Origin of the sequence: Megasphaera coli (assembly GCF_900095855.1) — a bacterium.
Taxonomy (GTDB): Bacteria; Bacillota; Negativicutes; order Veillonellales; family Megasphaeraceae; genus Megasphaera; species Megasphaera massiliensis_A.
This window is the reverse complement of sequence record NZ_FMIY01000002.1, coordinates 349,394-369,911: the sequence shown is the minus strand read 5'-3', so window position 1 is coordinate 369,911 and position 20,518 is coordinate 349,394. Positions and strand designations below refer to the sequence as shown.

General features: G+C 49.8%; 23 protein-coding genes and 1 tRNA gene. 3 read left to right on the top strand and 21 right to left on the bottom strand.

The features are described 5' to 3' along the window. Nucleotides 1-9: 9 nt before the first annotated feature. The 15 genes from miaB to BQ2674_RS02125 form a co-directional block, all read right to left on the bottom strand. Complete coding sequence (miaB, locus tag BQ2674_RS02195; RefSeq protein ID WP_075572235.1) at nt 10-1,338, bottom strand: tRNA (N6-isopentenyl adenosine(37)-C2)-methylthiotransferase MiaB; 1,329 nt, start codon at nt 1,336-1,338, stop codon at nt 10-12. A 197-nt stretch (nt 1,339-1,535) separates the two neighbouring features. Then, a complete protein-coding gene (locus BQ2674_RS02190; protein WP_075572234.1) occupies nt 1,536-2,750 on the bottom strand; it encodes a MalY/PatB family protein in 1,215 nt (404 codons plus the stop codon). A gap of 179 nt (nt 2,751-2,929) precedes the next feature. Continuing rightward, complete coding sequence (locus BQ2674_RS02185; RefSeq protein WP_075572233.1) at nt 2,930-3,352, bottom strand: F0F1 ATP synthase subunit epsilon; 423 nt, start codon at nt 3,350-3,352, stop codon at nt 2,930-2,932. 3 nt (nt 3,353-3,355) lie between these two features. Beyond that, complete coding sequence (gene atpD / locus BQ2674_RS02180) at nt 3,356-4,774, bottom strand: F0F1 ATP synthase subunit beta (protein WP_075572232.1); 1,419 nt, start codon at nt 4,772-4,774, stop codon at nt 3,356-3,358. 35 nt (nt 4,775-4,809) lie between these two features. Next, on the bottom strand, nt 4,810-5,667 hold the full coding sequence (gene atpG, locus BQ2674_RS02175) for an ATP synthase F1 subunit gamma (RefSeq protein ID WP_075572231.1): 858 nt from the start codon (nt 5,665-5,667) through the stop codon (nt 4,810-4,812). Between the two features lie 3 nt (nt 5,668-5,670). After that, nucleotides 5,671-7,206 carry a F0F1 ATP synthase subunit alpha gene (gene atpA, locus BQ2674_RS02170; protein ID WP_075572230.1) on the bottom strand — a complete coding sequence of 512 codons (1,536 nt, stop codon included), beginning with the start codon at nt 7,204-7,206 and terminating at the stop codon, nt 5,671-5,673. Nucleotides 7,207-7,208: 2 nt separating this feature from the next. Continuing rightward, the gene (locus tag BQ2674_RS02165) at nt 7,209-7,772 is read right to left on the bottom strand and encodes a F0F1 ATP synthase subunit delta (protein WP_075572229.1); all 564 of its coding nucleotides are present in this window, start codon (nt 7,770-7,772) and stop codon (nt 7,209-7,211) included. 6 nt (nt 7,773-7,778) lie between these two features. Further along, entirely contained in the window at nt 7,779-8,273 is a 495-nt protein-coding gene (gene atpF, locus BQ2674_RS02160) for a F0F1 ATP synthase subunit B (protein WP_075572228.1), read from the bottom strand. Nucleotides 8,274-8,319: 46 nt separating this feature from the next. Further along, a complete protein-coding gene (atpE, locus tag BQ2674_RS02155; protein WP_075572227.1) occupies nt 8,320-8,577 on the bottom strand; it encodes a F0F1 ATP synthase subunit C in 258 nt (85 codons plus the stop codon). Nucleotides 8,578-8,610: 33 nt separating this feature from the next. Then, complete coding sequence (gene atpB / locus BQ2674_RS02150) at nt 8,611-9,285, bottom strand: F0F1 ATP synthase subunit A (RefSeq protein WP_075572226.1); 675 nt, start codon at nt 9,283-9,285, stop codon at nt 8,611-8,613. A 16-nt stretch (nt 9,286-9,301) separates the two neighbouring features. Further along, nucleotides 9,302-9,676, bottom strand: a complete 375-nt coding sequence (locus BQ2674_RS02145) for a hypothetical protein (RefSeq protein WP_075572225.1) — start codon at nt 9,674-9,676, stop codon at nt 9,302-9,304. 11 nt (nt 9,677-9,687) lie between these two features. Then, on the bottom strand, nt 9,688-9,951 hold the full coding sequence (locus BQ2674_RS02140; RefSeq protein WP_075573322.1) for an AtpZ/AtpI family protein: 264 nt from the start codon (nt 9,949-9,951) through the stop codon (nt 9,688-9,690). A gap of 240 nt (nt 9,952-10,191) precedes the next feature. Continuing rightward, nucleotides 10,192-11,337 carry a non-hydrolyzing UDP-N-acetylglucosamine 2-epimerase gene (gene wecB / locus BQ2674_RS02135; RefSeq protein ID WP_075572224.1) on the bottom strand — a complete coding sequence of 382 codons (1,146 nt, stop codon included), beginning with the start codon at nt 11,335-11,337 and terminating at the stop codon, nt 10,192-10,194. A gap of 30 nt (nt 11,338-11,367) precedes the next feature. Beyond that, the gene (locus BQ2674_RS02130; RefSeq protein ID WP_075572223.1) at nt 11,368-12,405 is read right to left on the bottom strand and encodes an MraY family glycosyltransferase; all 1,038 of its coding nucleotides are present in this window, start codon (nt 12,403-12,405) and stop codon (nt 11,368-11,370) included. Between the two features lie 146 nt (nt 12,406-12,551). Beyond that, nucleotides 12,552-14,216 carry a phosphohexomutase domain-containing protein gene (locus BQ2674_RS02125; RefSeq protein ID WP_075572222.1) on the bottom strand — a complete coding sequence of 555 codons (1,665 nt, stop codon included), beginning with the start codon at nt 14,214-14,216 and terminating at the stop codon, nt 12,552-12,554. A 130-nt stretch (nt 14,217-14,346) separates the two neighbouring features. On the opposite strand from BQ2674_RS02125, the gene BQ2674_RS02120 reads away from it, so the two are divergent. Both BQ2674_RS02120 and BQ2674_RS02115 read left to right on the top strand, forming a co-directional pair. Then, a complete protein-coding gene (locus BQ2674_RS02120; RefSeq protein ID WP_075572221.1) occupies nt 14,347-15,099 on the top strand; it encodes an exodeoxyribonuclease III in 753 nt (250 codons plus the stop codon). Between the two features lie 48 nt (nt 15,100-15,147). Further along, nucleotides 15,148-15,231: transfer RNA gene (locus tag BQ2674_RS02115), tRNA-Leu, on the top strand. Between the two features lie 128 nt (nt 15,232-15,359). On the opposite strand, the gene BQ2674_RS02110 is transcribed toward BQ2674_RS02115, so the two are convergent. From BQ2674_RS02110 to BQ2674_RS02090, 5 genes are all read right to left on the bottom strand, one after another. Beyond that, a complete protein-coding gene (locus BQ2674_RS02110; RefSeq protein ID WP_075572220.1) occupies nt 15,360-15,782 on the bottom strand; it encodes a DUF2335 domain-containing protein in 423 nt (140 codons plus the stop codon). Beyond that, nucleotides 15,769-15,969 (bottom strand): hypothetical protein, encoded by a 201-nt coding sequence (locus BQ2674_RS02105; RefSeq protein WP_075572219.1) that lies wholly within the window; start codon nt 15,967-15,969, stop codon nt 15,769-15,771. Before BQ2674_RS02105 ends, BQ2674_RS02110 begins: the two co-directional genes overlap by 14 nt. Before the next feature lie 203 nt (nt 15,970-16,172). Next, nucleotides 16,173-16,859: an HAD family hydrolase gene (locus BQ2674_RS02100; RefSeq protein ID WP_075572218.1), complete on the bottom strand. Its 687-nt coding sequence runs from the start codon at nt 16,857-16,859 to the stop codon at nt 16,173-16,175. Nucleotides 16,860-16,933: 74 nt separating this feature from the next. After that, nucleotides 16,934-18,127 carry an acetate/propionate family kinase gene (locus tag BQ2674_RS02095; protein WP_075572217.1) on the bottom strand — a complete coding sequence of 398 codons (1,194 nt, stop codon included), beginning with the start codon at nt 18,125-18,127 and terminating at the stop codon, nt 16,934-16,936. 27 nt (nt 18,128-18,154) lie between these two features. After that, nucleotides 18,155-18,694 carry a hypothetical protein gene (locus BQ2674_RS02090; RefSeq protein WP_075572216.1) on the bottom strand — a complete coding sequence of 180 codons (540 nt, stop codon included), beginning with the start codon at nt 18,692-18,694 and terminating at the stop codon, nt 18,155-18,157. A gap of 105 nt (nt 18,695-18,799) precedes the next feature. Here BQ2674_RS02090 and BQ2674_RS02085 point away from each other — a divergent pair, with 105 nt between their 5' ends. Next, on the top strand, nt 18,800-20,002 hold the full coding sequence (locus BQ2674_RS02085) for a tRNA(Met) cytidine acetate ligase (protein ID WP_075572215.1): 1,203 nt from the start codon (nt 18,800-18,802) through the stop codon (nt 20,000-20,002). On the opposite strand, the gene BQ2674_RS02080 is transcribed toward BQ2674_RS02085, so the two are convergent. Continuing rightward, a complete protein-coding gene (locus BQ2674_RS02080; RefSeq protein ID WP_075572214.1) occupies nt 19,999-20,499 on the bottom strand; it encodes a cupin domain-containing protein in 501 nt (166 codons plus the stop codon). The two genes, BQ2674_RS02085 and BQ2674_RS02080, sit on opposite strands and share 4 nt — an antisense overlap. Between the last annotated feature and the right edge of the window lie 19 nt (nt 20,500-20,518).

The following is a 20,518-nucleotide window of genomic DNA, read 5'->3' as shown; positions in this document are numbered from 1 at the left end:
ATAAACCTCCTATTTCAGAACATGCCCCTTCAAAACCCACGTCTGCCCCTTGTCAACGCGCACCGTCACCGTATCACCTACGGCGAGTGTGTCGTCATTATCCCAAATGATCATCTTATTGCCGCTCGTTCGACCGAACCAGCGGTCAGCGTCGTTCTTCGTAGGTCCTTCGACAATGACTTCATAATCCTTGCCTTCCATTTCTTTGTTATAAGCCAGGCTGATTTCATTTTGTACTTCCATAAGGCGTTTTAAGCGGCGGCTTTTTTCGGCCCGATCGATTTGACCGTCCATAGTCGCAGCCGGCGTTCCCGTACGCGGTGAATAAATAAAAGTATAGGCCATGTCGTAGCGGACTTTGCGCAGGAGAGCGAGTGTTTCCTGAAACATCTCTTCCGTCTCGCCGGGAAATCCGACAATGAGATCCGTCGTCAATACGACATGAGGCATCTTCTCACGAATATAATCAATAAGTTCCAAATAATGTTCCGTACTGTAACCGCGGTTCATACGCTTCAGCAAGTCGGTCGAGCCGCTTTGCACGGGCAGGTGCAGGTGCGTCACGACCTTCCTACAGGCCGCAATGGCGTCGACCATGGCAAAGGTCATGTCCTTGGGATGGCTCGTCATATAACGCACCCGCTCGATGCCGTCAATATCGTCAATGGCGTATAGGAGGGCTGAAAAATCCGTACCGTCCCGAAAATCGAGACCGTATGAATTGACGTTCTGCCCGAGAAGGGTAATTTCCTTATACCCGTCAGCGGCAATCCGCTTAATTTCCGCCACAATGTCTTCCAAAGGACGGCTTACTTCTCTGCCCCGCACATGCGGCACGATACAGTATGTACAAAACTTGTTGCACCCGTTCATGATGGGCACCCAGGCAAAAAACTTCTGAAACCGTTTGGTCGGGATGTCATGAAAGACGGACTCGCCCATATCGGCGGCGAGAAAGCGGTTCATCCCCTTTTGCCGCTCTTTAATGAGCTCGATGAGCTTGTGTATATTATGCGTGCCGATGACCAAATCCAAGTGGGGCGCCCGCTTAAAAAGGCGATCCTGCCATTCTTGGGCCATGCAGCCCGTAACGGCGAGAATGAGGTTTTTATTGCGGGCCTTTACGTGTTTCAGCTCGCCAATTTTACCGAGCACCTTATCTTCCGCCGTCTCGCGGACACAGCACGTATTTATGAGAATAACGTCAGCCAGTTCCCAGTCTTCCGTCATCGTATAGCCCAACTCTTCAAGCTGGCCCGCATACCGCTCACTGTCCGCCTCATTCATCTGACAACCGTATGTAATCAGGCAATAGTGTTTACTTGCCAATAAATCCATGTGTATACTCTCCGTCTGTACGCTCTTTATTACAAGATGGCGTTTAATTTTACATTTTATAATACCATATATGGCGTTTTCCTGCTACAAGAGAATAGAAAAATCGGCCTGCCCGAAGACAAGCCGATTCATTACGGTCATATGATCGGATTCGCTTGTGCCAACCCGATTAACAGTCCGAAGAACGTCAATATATTCTATTTATTTTTGACGGCCGCCACAATCCGCTTCAGCCCGCCTTCAATCATAGAACGGGGCATGGCTAAATTAAGCCGCACATATCCTTCGGCATTGTCCACAAAGAGGGCATTGCCGCCTTCGAGGAGGACTCCGGCCTTATTGGCGAAGAAATCGGGAATGTCTTCCACGTCTGCCATATAGGCACCTAAGTTGACCCAGGCGAGGTACGTCGCTTCGGGAATTTCAAAATGTGTTTCCGGCAGTTCTTTGTCCAACGTTTCCTTGACAAAAGCGAAGTTTTTGTCCAAATACGTTTTCAACTGATCGAGCCATTCATAACCGTGTCTGTATGCCGCTTCGTGGGCCGCAATAGACAAAGGATTTACGTTCATGGCATACGAGTTGGTATATGTAATATACCAATCGCGCAGTACCTCGTCGCGAATGAAGATTTCTGCAAACATCATGCCGGCCATGTTGAAGCACTTCGACGCGGATGTGCAGGCAATAAGCTTGTCGTAGCCCGGCATAATCTTCGCCATGGGAATGTGCCGCTGCCCTTGGCGCAAGAGATCGCAGTGAATTTCATCACTGATAATCCAGAGGTTATACTTTTCAACGATAGCCGCCACTTTTTTCAGTTCTTCTTCCGTCCAGACACGGCCCGTCGGGTTGTGCGGGTTGCACCAAATGAGAAGCTTCGCCATAGGGTTGGCCGCGTCCCGTTCGAGCGCTGCAAAATCAATTTGCCAACGGCCTTTTTCATCGCGGACGAGCTTATTATAAAGTGCTTTTTTCCCGTTATAGTTCAAGGCATGTTGAAAATATCCGTACGCCGGTGTATTGACGATAGCATATTCATTATCAGTCAATAAAAATTCCGTCAGTTTAAACAATGCCGGAATGATTCCCAAAGAAAAGCAAAAATCTTTACGGGGATAGGTCCAGCCGTACATCTTTTCACTCCACTCATTATATGCATCGTAAAATGACTGCTCAAAAACCTGACTGTAACCGATGATGCGCTTATCCAAGCGCTCTTTTATGGCATCGATGATATGAGGGCACATGGCGAATTCCATGTCGGCAATCCACATGCGCACAAACTCTTCATCCTTAAAAGGAAATATCTTTTTACCTTCAAAGTCATGAAAGATATAACCGCGGAATCCGTCCGTATTTAAGGCATTTGTATGCCTGCGGTCGATAATTTCATCAAAATTATACTTCATTATCATTATCCCTCCTTGTATAGCATATATATTCATTATATGCAGAATAGCAAACCGCGGCCGTCATGTCAACGTCTTATTTTAATTATCAATACTAAAACACACGCATACTGTTAATTTATGGGATATACAAAAAGAGAGTCCCTCTCACAGAGAGACTCTCCCACTGTATTTCCGTCTCATTTTCCGGAAAAGGTCTTCACCACGTCAAGACGAAGAAGTGCACGCCGCAGAGCCAGTTCGGCACGTTCCACATCAATGTTTTCCGCCTTATTTTCCAGCCGCCGCTCAGCCCGTTCTTTTGCCGCTTGAGCCCGTTTCACATCAATATTTTCAGGAAGTTCCGCAGCAGGAGTGACAACGGTAACCTTGTTGCCGCTCACTTCCAGGAAGCCCTTGGCAACGGAAATTTGCTTTTCCGTGCCGTTTTTCGTATACGTCAACGGCCAAATACTCAAAGAAGCAATAAGCGGCGCGTGATTCGGCATAATACCGAGGTCGCCGTCCAAGGCGCGGACGAGAACAAATTCCACGTCATCGTTGAAAACGGAAGTATCCGGCGTAATAACCTCCAAACGAAGGGTCTTACTTTTTTCATCCATAGCCTATTCTCCTTTCAGAGTCTTGGCCTTTTCATATGCTTCTTCAATATTACCGACCATGTAAAATGCCTGTTCCGGCATATCATCACATTTGCCGGAAAGGATTTCCTTAAAGCCCGCAATCGTTTCTTTTAAAGGCACGTACCGTCCCGCCTGGCCCGTAAATTGTTCGGCCACGGCAAAGGGCTGGCTGAGGAAACGCTGTACCTTACGAGCTCTCGCGACGGTAAGCTTATCGTCTTCCGACAGTTCGTCAATACCGAGAATAGCGATGATATCCTGCAGGTCTTTGTACTTCTGCAAGATCGCCTGTACTTCGCGGGCCGTCTGATAATGTTCGTCGCCGAGGAGATGAGGATCCAAAATACGGGAGGTCGAATCCAAAGGATCGACGGCCGGATAAATACCGAGTTCCGCAATTTGACGGGACAATACGGTCGTCGCATCCAAATGGGCAAACGTTGCGGCCGGAGCGGGGTCGGTCAAGTCGTCGGCCGGCACGTATACAGCCTGTACGGACGTAATGGAGCCGTCCCGTGTGGACGTAATACGTTCCTGCAGAGCGCCGACGTCCGTGCCCAAGGTGGGTTGATAACCGACGGCTGACGGAATACGTCCGAGCAGTGCCGAAACTTCCGAGCCTGCCTGAATGAAACGGAAAATGTTGTCAATGAAAAGAAGTACGTCCTGGTGCTCTTTATCCCGGAAGTACTCAGCCATGGTCAAGCCGGTCAGACCGACGCGCATACGCGCTCCGGGCGGTTCGTTCATTTGTCCGTAAACAAGGGCCGTCTTGTTGATAACGCCGGATTCCTTCATTTCGTTCCATAAGTCGTTGCCTTCACGTGTCCGTTCACCGACACCCGTAAATACGGAATAGCCGCCGTGCTCGGTCGCGACATTATGAATCAATTCCATAATAAGGACGGTTTTACCTACGCCGGCACCGCCGAAGAGGCCGATTTTACCACCCTTTGCATAAGGTGCGATAAGGTCGACGACTTTAATCCCCGTTTCCAGAATTTCCGTTTCCGGAGACAAGTTGTCGAACTTCGGCGTCGGACGATGAATAGGCCAATAATCATCAGCTTCCACTTTTTCATCTACCTTATCAACCGTTTCGCCGAGGACATTAAAAATACGCCCCAACACGCCTTTACCGACAGGAACGCGAATAGGCGCGCCCGTATTTTCAGCGGTCATACCGCGCACTAAGCCGTCCGTCGAACTCATGGCAACGCAGCGGACCACGTCGTCGCCCAAATGCTGCATAACTTCCGCCACGAGATCTACAGTCTGTTCGCCTTCACCGCCTTTGACATGAATAGCGGTGTAAATGGGCGGCAAGTCTTTATCTGCAGAAAATCGAACGTCAATAACCGGGCCGATGACCTGGATGACTTTACCAAAATTATCACTCATGAAGAGGTTCTCCTCTCTACGTTAAGTCTACAACCTTACTGCAATGCGTTGGCACCGCTGACGATTTCCGTCAGCTCGTTCGTAATACCTGCCTGGCGCACCTTGTTATAATGCACTGTCAATCGATCGATGAGCTCTCCCGCATTATCCGTTGCCGACGTCATGGCCGTCATCCGGGCACCGAGTTCACTCGCCGCCGATTGTAATAATCCGTTATACACAAAAGCTTCCAAGTACGTCGGCAGTAACGACGACAATACCTGTTCTCCGTCAGGAGCAAAAATATATTCTTCCTTCGGTATCGCGTCACTTTCCGCTGCCGCCCCGATGGGGAGCAGTCGGGCTGTCGTAACTTCCTGCGACAAAGCGGAACGGAATTTTGTATATATGACCTGCACCTCATCCACTTCGCCCGCAAGAAAACGAGCTACCGCTTCACCTGCAATCGTACGGGCATGATGATATTGGGGCTTATCGGAAAACCCGCTCCATCTTCCTTCTGCCGTTACGTGAAGGTGTTTCAAATATTCCAAGGGTTTACGGCCGGTCACAAAAAACATGGTGCCGCCTTTTCCCTTTTCGGTCAGAATATTTGCCATCGCCTTGTTGATATTGGAATTGAATGCGCCTGCCAATCCCTTGTCGGAGCCGATAACGATATAGGCGGTTCGCTTTACTTCCCGCTGTTCAAACAAGGGATCCGCTTCACTGCCTGCCGCCGCGGCCAAGCGACTGAGCATGGCTTCAATTTTTTCAGTAAACGGAGCCGCTGCCGCAGCGCGATCCTGTGCACGACGCAAACGTACGGAAGACACCATCTTCATGGCTTTCGTGATCTGCTGTGTATTCGTTACGGATTTTATCCGTCTGTTTATCTCGCGTGCACTCGGCATAGATTATTCCTCCTCTTTGACCAATTCGTGGTCTGCGCCGAAAAGCTTCGTAAACTCTTCAACACCCTTTTGAAGGACGGCTTCATCTTCTTCACCGAGCTGTTTGGTTTCCTTAATATGCATCCCCACTTCAGGATAGTTCGCATGCATAAACTTGATAAATTTGTCTTCAAATTCAGAAACGTCATCAACCTGTACGGGCATCAAATACCCTTTTACGGCCAAGTAAATCTGCATGACCTGATCTTCAACGGACATAGGCTGATACTGCGGCTGTACGAGCATCCGCATGGTCCGTTCACCTCGGTCGATTTGCGCCTTTGTGCTCTTATCGAGGTCGGAACCGAATTGGGCAAATGCGGCCAATTCGCGATACTGCGCCAAATCCAAACGTAAGGTGCCGGCAATTTTCTTCATCGCCTTGATCTGCGCCGAACCGCCTACACGCGATACGGACAGGCCGACGTTAATAGCCGGCCGTACACCCGAGTTGAACAGTTCCGTTTCAAGGAAAATCTGTCCGTCCGTAATGGAAATTACATTGGTCGGAATATAAGCGGACAGGTCGCCGGCCAACGTTTCAATGATAGGCAGAGCCGTAATGGAACCGCCGCCCAAATCATCGGAAAGCTTTGCAGCCCGTTCCAAAAGCCGGGAATGTAAGTAAAATACATCGCCGGGGTACGCTTCACGTCCGGGCGGACGCCGGAGAAGCAAACTCATGGCACGATATGCCTGGGCATGCTTGGACAAGTCATCATATACGCAAAGAACGTCTTTCCCCTGGTTCATGAAGTACTCGCCCATGGAAACGCCCGCATAAGGAGCCAAATACTGTAACGGCGCACCGTCGGCAGCCGTTGCGGCAACAATAACGGTATATGCCATAGCACCTTGTTCTTCAAGCGTTCGTTGTACGTTGGCAACGGTAGAAGCTTTCTGGCCGATAGCTACGTATACGCAAATAACACCGCTATCTTTCTGATTAATAATTGTATCAAGAGCAATCGCCGTCTTACCCGTGCCGCGGTCACCGATGATCAGCTCACGCTGGCCGCGGCCGATAGGAACCATCGAGTCGATTGCCTTTATGCCGGTCTGTAAAGGAACCTTTACGGGCTGGCGGTCGGCAATGCCCGACGCACGCACTTCAATAAGACGCGATTCAGTCGTATGAATTTCACCTTTACCGTCAATGGGAAGCCCCAACGGATTAACGACACGGCCGATAATTTCTTCACCTACGGGAACGCGCATGACGCGGCCTGTCCGCCGAACCGTATCGCCTTCTTTAATCAACTCGTCCTCGCCGAGCAATACGGCGCCGACATTGTCTTCTTCCAAGTTTAAGGCCAAGCCGTATACGTTGTGGGGCAATTCCAACAACTCCCCCGCCATGGCTTTATCCAGACCGTAAATATGGGCAATACCGTCGCCCACTTCCAGAACCGTGCCGACATCGTCTACGTTTGTCTCGACATGATAGTCTTGGATTTGCTTCCTAATTATAGCCGTAATTTCTTCTGGCTTCATATTCATTTCTAGTCCGTCACCTCGTTTACCGCACCGCCTTGTAGCAAGGCGCGTTCCATATTATGGATTTGTCGCTTCAAACTGCCGTCAATCACGCGGTCGCCGATTTTAATGACGACGCCGCCGATAATGGACGGATCAATAGAATACAGGGGCTCGATCTTGTTGCCCGTTACTTGTTCCAGCTTGGTGACAAGCATTTTTTCCTCTTCAGCCGTCAAGGGCTTAATAAGAGAAATCTTGGCCACGTCAATATGCTGCGCTTCCCGCGCCAAATCGATAAAGCCTTCAATTGCTTCCGTTATTGCCGCTTCTCGCCGCCGATCCACCATAACATAGAGAAACTGACACACCAAAGCGGAAACGGAAGTGTCGAAGATGGCTTTCAGCGTTTCTTTCTTCGCTTTCGCCGTAATCAGCGGATTTCCTAAAAATTTCCGCAGCTCTTCGTTATCCTTTAGCACGTCGCGCACGACTTTCATATCCGCGATCATCGTGTCCAACAACTGTGATTCCTGTGCAATATCGAACATGGCCTGGCTGTATTTTCTGTATACTGATTCCGGTATCATCATTGCCTACCTTGATACTTGTTTCGCATCCATGCGTTCCATGCACTCTTTAATGAGCTTGGAATTCATGTCCGTATCCATATTTTTTTCCAGTAGTTTTTCCGCCACAGCCATAGACAGGGAAACTACTTCCTCTCTCATTGCACGCACGGCGGCTTCACGCTCATTGGCAATTTCGGCGTGAGCCAATTCTTTTTCGCGGGCAATCTGCACGCGAATGGAATCAAGCTGTGCCTGCCCTTCCGCTTCCGCCTGTTTCACGGCTTTGTCAATAATGGATTGCGCTTCCGTCTGAGCCTGCTGTAACTGCTTTTCATAACCGGCCTTCAAGCCTTGTGCAGCTTGACGCGACATTTCCGCCTCATTCAGGTCGGCAGAAATTTTATTTCTCCGTTCTTCCAGAACTTTCAGCATCGGCTTATAAGCAAATTTCGCCAAAATCAAGACCAGAATAAAGAAGTTGAGGAATTGGAAAAGCAAAGTACCGTTTATATTGACCAATCGTATTCCCTCCCCGTTTTCATCAGGATTGTCTTCTTTACCCGACTTACAGCATGCTTACATAGGGGTTGGCAAACACCAGAACGATGGCAATAACAGCGGCAATAATAGGAATCGATTCAATCAAACCGACGGAAATCAGCATGTTGGTAAGAAGTTTACCGCCCATTTCCGGCTGACGTGCCGTACCTTCGAGCATTTTAGAAGCCGCGTTACCGTCGGCGAGAGCCGCGCCCAATGCAGCCAAACCGATACCCAAGCAAGCGCCGAATGCCGAGAATGCTAAAACAATTGCCTTTTCCATAAGTAAAACCCTCCTAATACTATGTACTATAAATTAATGGGATCCGCTAAATGACGGAGCTAGATAAGATGTTGTCAAAATGGTAAAAATAAATGCCTGAATCAAGCCGATGACCAAGCTGAATACCAGCCAAACAAAAGGAACAATCGCAGGTACCAGCTGATACAAGACTTCCATCAGAATTTCACCGGCCAGAATATTTCCGAATAAACGGAAAGACAAGGTCAGCGGCTTCGTGAATTCTTCCAGAATATTAATCGGAAAGAACAGCGTAAACGGCTCAAAGAAATGTTTAAAATACTTTTTCGGTCCTTGGTTGCGGATGTACAGCACATGTACCAAAAAGGACGATACGAGAGCCAAAGCGACAGTCGTATTCAAATCGTTCGTCGGCGACGAAAGCACACCCGGATTGGGCAATAAGCCGAACTCGTTGGCAAAGAGAATAAACAAAAACATCGTCAGCAAAACGGATACGACCTGCCCGTACTTCGGCCCCAAGCTTTCTTTAAACTGATCCAGCAAGGCTTCCACGACCATTTCCATCGCGTTTTGCGCGCCTGATGGCACCATAGCACGTCCGCGCGTCGCAAAGAGCGTAACGACGATGACGAGAGCCGCCACCATCCAGGTCATAATCAGCGTATCAATGTTGACGTTCAACCCCAGCAATTGAATCACCGTATGATGCCCCGCGTGTAACTCCATAAACTACACCTCCTTCCTATTCATTATGTCGTAAAGCACGGATAAAAGTTTCCCCGAAGATTAAAACCCGGTACATCATAAGTCCGGCCACAAAGGTAAAAAGTTTAATTTGCGGAAACTGTACGACTATGATCAGTGTAAGTACAATCATGACCAATCGCAATATCAGGCCGCCGCGAATAAAGGCCTGCGCCTGTGCCGCCGGCATTTTCCGCGACCCGGCCAACCGGCTGCTGAGCATGCCGAAGTAGACCAGATTGACAAAGCTGCCGCCGAGCCAGCCCGTAATGTACGCTCCGTACCCGGCGACGGCCAAAACAGCCGTGCCTGCAAAGGTTATTGCAATAAGGCGTATAATCGTCCGTTTTACATAGGCGACAAAATATTTCACGAGAACGTCCTTTACTCTTTACTCTGTTTGTCCGACTTCGCAACCTTTTTGTAGAGGGCCCAAAAACCGGTAACAGAGCCTAATAAAGAAAAGAAAAGCAGCCCGAACGGAGTCGTGCCGAATTGAACGTCAACGAATCGGCCTATACCGACACCTACGAGGATATTTACAAATAGTGTCAATCCCAATGAACCGGCTACAGCCGCCAATTGCAACAGCTCCATGGCATGGCTCTTATTTGTTACGGACTCTTTCCTTTCATTCTCTTTGCGCATAATGTTGCACAGGCACTTCCGCAAAACGCTGCATGAATGTGACCGGGGCGCCTCCCTTCCGGTATTTCCTTTATTCAGGAAAATTGTATTACCGCCTTAATTCTACTCTTTCTCAGCCGGAAAAGTCAACAAAAAACAGGGGATTCAAAGCTTCCGGCGCCCGGTTCCGCATACTAAAATATCGGCTCTGTCGAGCCGATATTTGCTATGTTTGTACAAAAACACACAATTGTGTTGCTTCTATAAAAACTCGTCCGGTCTTGAGCGGGAACCGGTAAGTTCATGCAGTATGGCCTGCACGATTCGTTCCGACGATTTCCCGTCACCATACGGGTTGACGGCGTTGCTCATAGCACTGTACGCGGCCGCATCCGTGAGGAGATGTTTTGTCATGTTGTAGACGACATCCTTTTCTGTACCGATAAGGGCCACCGTTCCTGCCTTAACCGCTTCGGGCCGCTCCGTCGTATTGCGCAGGACGAGGACGGGCTTGCCTAAGGACGGCGCTTCTTCCTGAATGCCGCCCGAGTCCGTAAGGACTAAATAACTGCGGCTCATGAGATTGGCAAAGGGTTCATAATCGAGCGGTTCAATCAAGTGAATGCGGTCCAGGCCGGCCAATTCTTCGTTGACAACTTTTCGCACCAACGGATTGCGATGCACGGGAAAGACGATTTCCGTGTCATCAATTTCATTCACAATGGAACGCAAAGCTCTATAAATATGGCGCATCGGTTCACCGAGGTTTTCCCGGCGGTGAGTCGTCAATAAAATAACCCGGCGATGCTCGAAGTCAACGGACCGTAAAGACTCATCGGCAAAATCATAATCATGACGCACGGTCTTCATGAGCGCATCAATAACCGTATTGCCCGTCACATAAACCGATCGTTCATTAACGTTTTCTCTAAGCAGATTTTCCTTTGCCCGCATTGTCGGCGCAAAATGAAAAGCCGCAATGGAACCGGTCAGCTTCCGGTTCATTTCCTCGGGAAAGGGCGAGTATATATCCCCCGTCCGCAGGCCCGCCTCGACATGACCGACGGGGACCTGCTCATAATACGACGCCAAGGCGCCGGCAAAGGTCGTCGTCGTATCACCGTGAACGAGGACAAGGTCCGGCTTTTCCCGTTCCAAGACTTCTTTCAGTCCCATCATGGCACGCGACGTAATGTCGAACAGTGTCTGTCCTTGGGCCATAATGTCCAGGTCGTAATCCGGTTTAATTTTGAATAAATGCAGCACTTGGTCCAGCATTTGCCGATGCTGTGCCGTAACGGCCACAATCGTTTCAACGGAATGCACGTGTTTTTTCAGCTCCAACACGACGGGAGCCATTTTAATCGCTTCCGGCCGCGTACCGAATACGGCCATTACTTTTATCATGGAAGCGCCCTCCTCTAAAATAAGCAACGTCTATTTTTTCGCCCCATCGCCCGTACCGCTTCCCCGCAATACTCCGATTCGCTTGGCCGAATAAATAATGACCGCCAGGACGACGATAATCGTGGCAATGCCGACAGTATAGCTTACATTGGCCACAAAAACGGCGACGAGGCCGAAAAAGCCGCTCACCAGATACATACTGACAACGGCTTGTTTCTGCGTCATGCCGAGGGCCAGGAGACGGTGATGCAAGTGCCCCTTATCCGGTTGGAAGATGGAAACACCGCTCATCTTACGGCGTACAATGGCAAAAAGCGTATCCAAAATAGGCACGCCCAGCGCAATAATCGGCACGACGAGAGCCACCGTCGCCGCCGTCTTCACGAGCCCCAAGACGGAAACGACAGCCATCGTATAACCCAAGAGCATGCTGCCCGTATCGCCCATGAATATTTTGGCCGGATTGAAATTATATTGTAAAAAACCGAGGGCCGCGCCGCTCATGGCGACGAGAAGCATGGCCGGCAAGTATTGGTTAATACTGACGGCAATAAAGAACATGGAAATGGACGCAATGACGGAAACGCCTGCAGCCAGGCCGTCCAGCCCGTCAATGAGATTGACCGTATTTGTAAAACCGATAATCCAAAAAATCGTAACCGGTACGGCCAGCCACTCGGGGACAAACAAAATAGCACCGAACGGATTGGTCACCCATTCAATCTGTACGCCGAAAGCGACGGGAATGGCTGCCGCAATAATCTGTCCGACCAGTTTGATCTTGGCGGGGATATTGCAAATATCATCCCAAATACCCAGGAGAACAATTGTCGTAGCGCCCAGCAAAAACCCTAAAAATTCGGAATAAACAGGCATAGAGTATAAGACGGCCGCCATAAAGCCGATGTAAATGGCCAATCCGCCCAAGCGCGGCACGGCATGCGTGTGAACCTTACGCATGTCAGGCCGATCGACGGCACCTATACGAATAGCCAGCTTCTTGACAAAAGGCGTCAATACATACGAGATAATGAGAGCAATAAAAAAAGGTACAAAATATGCAAGCACCGAACACGCCTACTTTCCCTCAATGTATCATGACAGGAGCGGCAGAATGCGATTCACCCGCCGGCTCCGTACTGATCGGTAATATCCACGGTCATTATACCACAGTTGTTCCGAAAAATACTACATACAATGTGTGAATATAAGGCCTATACAAACGGGTTTCCGCCTTTTGCCAAAGTCGTTTGAATAATCCTGCCGCCTTCCGCAAGGAGCTTGTCGCCGTGTGCGGCGGAGACGAAACTTTCCACGTAAAGCTTATACATGTCTTCCGTTCCCGACGGGCGCGCCGCAATCCAGCCGTCTTTCGTCCTGATCTTGACGCCGCCTATAGGCATGTCTCCGTAAGTTGCCGTCGTACGCACCGACAGGATAGGCGCGCCGCAAAGGATCTTTGTCTTTATGTCCGCCGCCGCGAGCGCCTTTATACGTGCTTTTTCTTCGCCGGAGACAGGCGTATCCCTGCGCATCGGGAAGGACGGACCTATACTTTCGCAGAGCTTTTTATAATACGCAAAGGGCGACTTGCCCGTAACTGCCATAATTTCCGCCGCCAAGAGGCAGAGTATGATGCCGTCCTTGTCGGTCGTCCAGGGCCTGCCGTCCTTTGTAAGGAAGGATGCGCCTGCGCTCTCTTCGCCGGCAAAATAAATTTTTCCGGTTCGCAGCAACTCGACAAAGTACTTGAACCCTACAGGAACTTCATAGCAGGAAACGGCGAGCATATCGGCAACCTTCTCCAACAATTCCGTAGTAACCGCGGTTTTGCCGATTCCTTTGCCGGAAAAATTGCGGTGTGTCGCCAAATAATGAGCCGCAACTGTAAGATAAGCATTGGCGGAAATCATGCCGTCTGCACCGCAAACGATACCGAAACGGTCATAGTCCGGATCGTTGGCCAAGATCAAATCATAAGCAGAACCGTTTTTCATAACGCCCGCCATAACATAGGGCGAAGAGCAGTCCATACGTACCTTGCCGTCATGGTCATAAGTCATAAACGAAAACTGCGGATCATAGGAGTCATTGATGAAATCCATGGCAATATCGTATTTTTCAGCAATTTTATGCCAATAATTCATCCCCGAACCGCCGAGAGCGTTAATCATGATGTGTAAGTCCGCCCGGCTTATCGCCTCCATATCAATGACCTCGGTCAGAGCCTCGACATATGCTTCCTTATAATCGTACGATGTGCAATAATCGTCCATATAAGCCGAATCCGTACCGACGGTACCGACGCATTTTACGTCCTTGTTGCGATTTGCAAGAAGGCGATTGGCTTCGGCCTCGATTTTTCCGGTTATGTCGCCGTCCGCCGGGCCGCCTGTAACGGGATTATATTTAATGCCGCCGCAATCGGGCGGATTGTGTGAAGGCGTAAGGATAATGCCGTCTGCAAGCTCCGCCGTCCGCTCCGCATTGTACTGTATAATGGCACGGGAGACGGCAGGTGTAGGCACAAAATCGCCCGTGCTGTCGACGAATACGCGAATGCCGTTGGCAATCAACACGCTCAACGCCGTCTTATAGGCAAGCTGTGACAGATAATGCGTATCGGCTCCTATAAAAATGGGCCCCCCGGCGCCGAAACCGGCACGCAGCGTACAGACGGCCTGCGTGACGGCGGCAACGTGCGCCGCCGTAAAATTACCGTCCCCGGCCTTGCCGCGATGACCGGATGTACCGAAATTTACCGCTTCCGCTGCAACCTCCGGATTGGGAATATATTCGTAGTACGCCTTGCCCAAGGCCTGTAAATCGGGATAGTCCGAAGGACGCACCTTTTGTCCCGCCCATTCATGAATGCCCATTTCTCTCGTCTCCTTTATTTTGACAAGATAACCGCTTTTCTTATACACTATACACGTCTTAAAAGCTACATAAATTCAGATGTTTTATTATACCAAATTACGCGATTCTTGTTAAAGAAAGGAAAAACTCATGAAATTCATTTCGTGGAATGTAAACGGCCTGCGTGCCGTTATGAAAAAGGGATTCCCTGAAATATTTACCGACCTGGATGCCGATATCTTCTGTCTTCAGGAAACAAAGCTGCAGGAAGGGCAAATCGACATCGACTTCCCCGGGTATAAGCAGTACTGGAATTATGCCGATAAAAAAGGGTATAGCGGTACGGCTATATTTACACGGATCGAGCCGCTTTCCGTCTCGTACGGCATGGGCATTGACGAACACGACCACGAAGGACGCCTCATTACGCTTGAGTTCAAAGATTTTTACTTCATCACCTGCTACACGCCGAACAGTCAAAACGAATTGGTACGCCTTGATTACCGCATGCGCTGGGAAGATGATTTTCGCGACTATCTTCTGTCCTTAAATAAAGTAAAACCGGTCATTTTCTGCGGTGACCTCAATGTAGCCCATGAAGAAATCGACCTGAAAAACCCAAAATCCAACCATAAAAATGCAGGCTTTTCCGACGAGGAACGAAACAAGATGACGGAACTGTTACACTCCGGCTTTACCGATACGTGGCGCTACTTCTACCCTGACAAAGAAGGAATTTATTCCTGGTGGAGTTATCGTTTCAAAGCCCGTCAAAACAATGCGGGATGGCGTATCGACTACTTCATTACCTCCAAATCTCTCGACGATCGCCTGAAAGAAGCGAAAATCTACACGGATATAACAGGCAGCGATCACTGCCCTGTAGGCCTTGTCATCAGCTAATCGGTTTGACGCTGAAGAAATGACCGTGCTACAATAAAATGCAATCCTGCGAGTGTGGCGGAACGGCAGACGCACCGGACTTAGGATCCGGCGTCTTACGACGTAAGGGTTCAAATCCCTTCACTCGCACCAATGAAGTCACTGTCCGGATTTACGGGCAGTGACTTATTGTATATCCGAAAAGCACGCGACTACCGCGTGCTTTTCGGATATACAATAATCCCGCACTCTGCACAAACAGAATGCGGGCAACAGAACGCTTATTTACTTTTCTTTTTCTTATCACTTGCAGTTAAAAATGCTTTTACCACACTCAAAAAACTAATTCCGCTAAATAAGGTACCAATCACCGAGTGTTCAGCTTGGATAAGCAGAAAACCACAAAACATTCCAACAACGGATACAATAAAAGCAAATACCAATCCCAAATGACCGTCAATTACAGCTGCCGAAACAGCCTTATCCTCTTGTTTCCGTCTATGCTCGCCTTGTTTTTCAGCCATTTGTATAATGCGATCGGCTGCACCGGGACAAATATTTTCGTATGCACGTAATTCTCCCGGAATCGGTAACGGTCCGCTTCGTATTTGTATTTCACTTATTTTTTCTGAAGATTGTTTTTGAATGAAATTAGGCACTTCTAATGTTACTTGAGCCTCTTTGACAGATTTATCGTCTTTCATATTTTTCTACATATTGCTCCATTGCATCCTGAATATCATTACCTACCTCATACCAATCATCCCTCAACGACTTCATATCATCTTTTGCCAATATATCGTGAATTCTATGCTGGGATGTCTGCCTTGGCGCAAGTAATGTGCACATACCTGCAAAGAAAAGATTCCTTGCCCTTAATAGCGCTTCCATATTATACACCCCTTTCAAAATATATCGATATTTTTATTTATATTATAACACACATGTAAAGATATTATATGATAAAACTCCCATCATACACTACTAATAAAGATAGGAGACGGGATTCAATCAACTGTATTTGTTCTTGAGTTAAGCCGCTCGTATCCATCTGTCCTTTCCTTTCAATGCGTTAAATAGCCCAAAACCATCACTTACGCACGGATTAGGCTGTCCATTTCTTTCGGTGCCGGCAAGGTATCAAAGAGGCGCCACGGGGCTTTTTCGGCAAGGGCGGATTTTTCGTAATGGCCTGTCGCTACGGATATGGTTTTAGCACCGATGACCTTGCCGCATTGTATATCATACGGCGTATCGCCGATAACGAAAACATCTTCAATTTCATTGCGCCAATGAGCATTTGCTCTTTCTATGGCATGGCGTGCCAAGTCGTCGCGCACGTAAAAGTGTTCTGCAAAGCCCGAACGGTCAAAGTCGAAATAACCGTCCAATCCGAAAGCGGCCAGCTTCATTTGCGCGCCGTCGCGGCTGTTGCCCGTGAGGAGGAGCTGTGCCACATCGTCTTTTTGACGGAAGTATTCCAAATTTTCCCGCACGTTTTCAAAAATACGGCTGTCTTGCTTGGTTACATCCAGCCAACGCACCAAGTTCCGCTCGTATTCACGGCAGAAAGAGAAAACCTCGTCGTCCGTCGGCATGACGCCCCGCGCCTGGTACAGGAGCTGCCGGCAAATGTAATTGTCCGTTCTGCCGCCTGCGGAAATATGCGGCACTGCCGCGTCGTCTCCCATAAGGCGGCGAAAGACGTCGTAAATGGCGTGCGTACCGGCCATGCCCGTATTAATCATCGTCCCGTCTATATCCCAATAAATCAGTTTCATCCTTATACTCCACACCTATACAAAAGGCGGCAGCTTCTTTCACGAAGCTGCCGCTTTATCCGTATGCTCACCGATTATTTGGAGGCGATTTCCTTCGTGTCGCGAGCAATCATGATCTCTTCATTTGTAGGAATAACATAGAGCTTGCACGTCGAGTCATCCGTACTGATAAGTGCGTCCTTACCGCGTACATTATTGCGTTCCTTGTCAAGGACCGCCCCCAAATATTCCAATCCTTCGCAAATAGCGGCGCGGTCCTCAATACCGTTTTCGCCGACGCCGGCCGTAAAGGTAATGACGTCAACCCCGCCCATAGCCGCGGCGAGGGCGCCGATCAGTTTACGTACCTGATAATGGAACATATCGAGCGCAAGCTGAGCCCGATCATTGCCGTTGGCGGCAGCTTCTCCCAAGTCGCGGAAATCGCTGGAAACGCCGGAAATGCCGAGAACGCCGGATTTTTTATTCATGAGCGTATCCATTTCCTTCGTAGAAAGGTTATGATGATCCATGACGTTGAGAACGATTGCCGGATCGATATCACCGCAGCGCGTACCCATGAGCATACCTGCCAGCGGCGTAAAACCCATGGTCGTATCAATACACACACCGCCCTTGACGGCTGCCAGGGACGAACCGTTACCCAAATGGCAATTAATAATGCGCAAGTCTTTTTTCGGTACGCCCATGACCTTGGCAATCCGGTCGACCACATAGCGATGACTCGTGCCGTGGAAGCCGTAACGGCGGATGCCGTCTTCTTTATACAATTCATATGGCAATCCGTACATGTAAGCCTTGGGCGGCATCGTTTGATGGAAGGACGTATCGAATACGGCAACCTGCGGTACACCGGGCATAATCGCTTCGCAGGCTTTGATACCGATAATGTTGGGCGGATTGTGGAGAGGCGCCATAGCGGAGCAACGTTCGAGCGCCTTCATAACTTCTGCCGTAATGAGCGTGGACGAAGCGAACTCTTCACCGCCGTGTACGACGCGGTGCCCCACGGCGTCAATAGCGTCCATCGACTTGATAACGCCGCAGTCCTTATCCGTAAGAATATCGAGTACCAACTTGACGGCAACCTTATGATCCGGAATGGGCTGCACGATTTCCTTCTTTTGTCCGTTCCACTTGTGGGTCAATTGCGCATCGGGCAGGGTAATCTTTTCCACAAGACCCTTCGCCATGACTTCTTCATTTTCCATGTTTACCAGCTGGTACTTTAAAGAGGAACTGCCGCAGTTTACAACTAATACGATCATGAATGTACCTTCTTTCGCAAATAGTAGTTATTGTAGCTGTTTGAAAACATACTCCGTCACGTCCGCCGCCATCTTGTCGTCGCGGCGATACGTATACCGTACGGTCCATATATAGCCTTCATGAGAAAAAGCGAGAATCCGTTCCGCAACGGGAATTACCTGCCCTTTTACGGAAACCGTGTAATCTACGGTTCCTTCCGTAGCGGCTTCACCCCGTACGGTTGCGGGAGACACGTTTTTCTCCGCAATGCTGTACTCGGAACGGGCCTCCAACTCGGCTATCGCGTTTTCAACAGCTTCGCCTGATGTCAAGCCTGTAGACGGCGCATATGTCACAACGACGGCGACATGCTGGTCCTGATTGACGTACACTGCCGTATCCGTATCGCGCACCTGTCCTTTCACCAGTTCAAAAGGAGAAAAGAGGTACAATTCCGTATTGCCTGCGCGAAGCTGCGCCTGTCCGAAACTGTACTCTTCGGTCACCGCGGTTTCCGAGCCGCAGCCGGAAAGGCCGAATACGACAGCTGCCAGAAAAGCCGTGTTTATGAATTTAACAATTTTCATTACATCACCTACAAGCTTTCTTACAGACCGAATTTATTATATCATAGAATATAACGGATTAAAACGATAATGACATATATTACAGATTGAGTAAAGGAGCGTTGCATGAAACACATCGGACTCATTGCCGAATTCAATCCCCTGCACACGGGGCATGCGTATATATTGGGCGAAATACGGCGCCGTTACGGAACGGACACGGTCATTACGGTCATCATGAGCGGCGCCTTCGTTCAACGCGGCGAGCCGGCACTCTTTGACAAATACGAACGCGCCGCCTTTGCTCTCATCTGCGGCGCCGATACAGTCTTTGAGCTGCCGGCGGCCTTTGTCCTCTCCCATGCAGGCGATTTTGCCTCAGGTGCCGTCCGGCTGGCTGCAAGACTCGGCATCACGACACTTGTCTGCGGCAGCGAAAACGGCAGGGGCGAAGATTTTATGAGCCTTGCGGCCATACGGGAAGAAGAAGCCGTAATGCGGGCCGTGCAAAAAAACCGGGACAGCCGCATGTCTTACGGCAGAGCCGTTACTGACGCCCTGAAAGAATACTCCCCTCATGCGGCAGATCTTCTCACTACACCGAACGCGCTCCTTGCCTTTGCGTATGCGCAGGCGATCCGTATGCACGCACGACAGACAGAGCTTGCAATCATACGCCGCGGCGATACGGCCGGCGGCTTTACTAACGCTTCTGCCGTCAGAGCCTCCATTCGCGCCGGTGCGCCGGCGGATGCATATATGCCGTTTATTCCCGCAGCAATCCGCGAGAAAGTCGCAACACTCCTCGAAAGCGGCGCTTATACGGACGAAAGCCGTTATGAAGAGCTCGTGCTATACAGCGGGCGCATTATGCCGCCTCCTGCGCTGAAAAATCTTGCCGCCTTCAGTGAAGGACTGGAAAACAGATGGCATACGGTCATGAAGGAAGCACCTGCCGTATCGGACGGCTTGGAACGGCTGAAAACCAAACGGTATATGCACAGCCGCCTCCGCCGCATGGCAGCCTATACGGTACTGCACATGCGGCAGTCCGCAATGAATGCCTGGGCGGCATGCGGGCCGGCATACGGGCGGCTTCTCGCAGCCGGTCCGGGAGGCCGCAATGTACTGAAAAAACTGCGCGGCGACTCCTCTTTTCCTATCATCACCAAAACGGCCGACGCCGTATTGCCGGAAGAGGCTTCCGCCATGCTGCGGCTCGATATCACGGCCGCAGATATACAGCGCCTCTGTTTTCATAACGAAAGGCTGCGCACGGGCGGAACGGATTATAAGACCGCCCCGGTCATACGGGAACGGCGCTCCTAAGCCTGTTTTGCCGCCGGCTGCGGCGGCCGAGTCTGCTGATACGTATCATTCTGCGCGATTACATCAAGGAAGACGAGCGGTTCTTCTTTCTCGTTGCGAAGGGCATGGCTCTGTCCGGGACGGGCAATGGTGATGTCACCGCCGCGAACGATTGTTTCCTTGCCCGAGCCGTCCGTAAATACGCCTTCGCCGGAAATGATGATATATGCGTCTTCATTGACGCCGTGCATATGAAGACCGATGGAATCGCCTTTCTGCAACGTCATCCAGCCGATCTCCTTAATAGCCTGTTCCGGCGCGGCCGTATCGCGCGTAAAAGAAAATTTGCCGTACAATGTACCGTTTCCCTTGGCAACATTCTGCTTGTCGAGCGTAATGAGCTGATCGTTCCGGTAAACCTGCGGCAATGCCGACAGGTCCGTGTCGTCCGCCGCAAAAACGGAAGCCCCCAATACAAAACATCCCAATACACATGCCGATATGATTTTCTTTTTCATAGATCCTGCCTCCTTATGT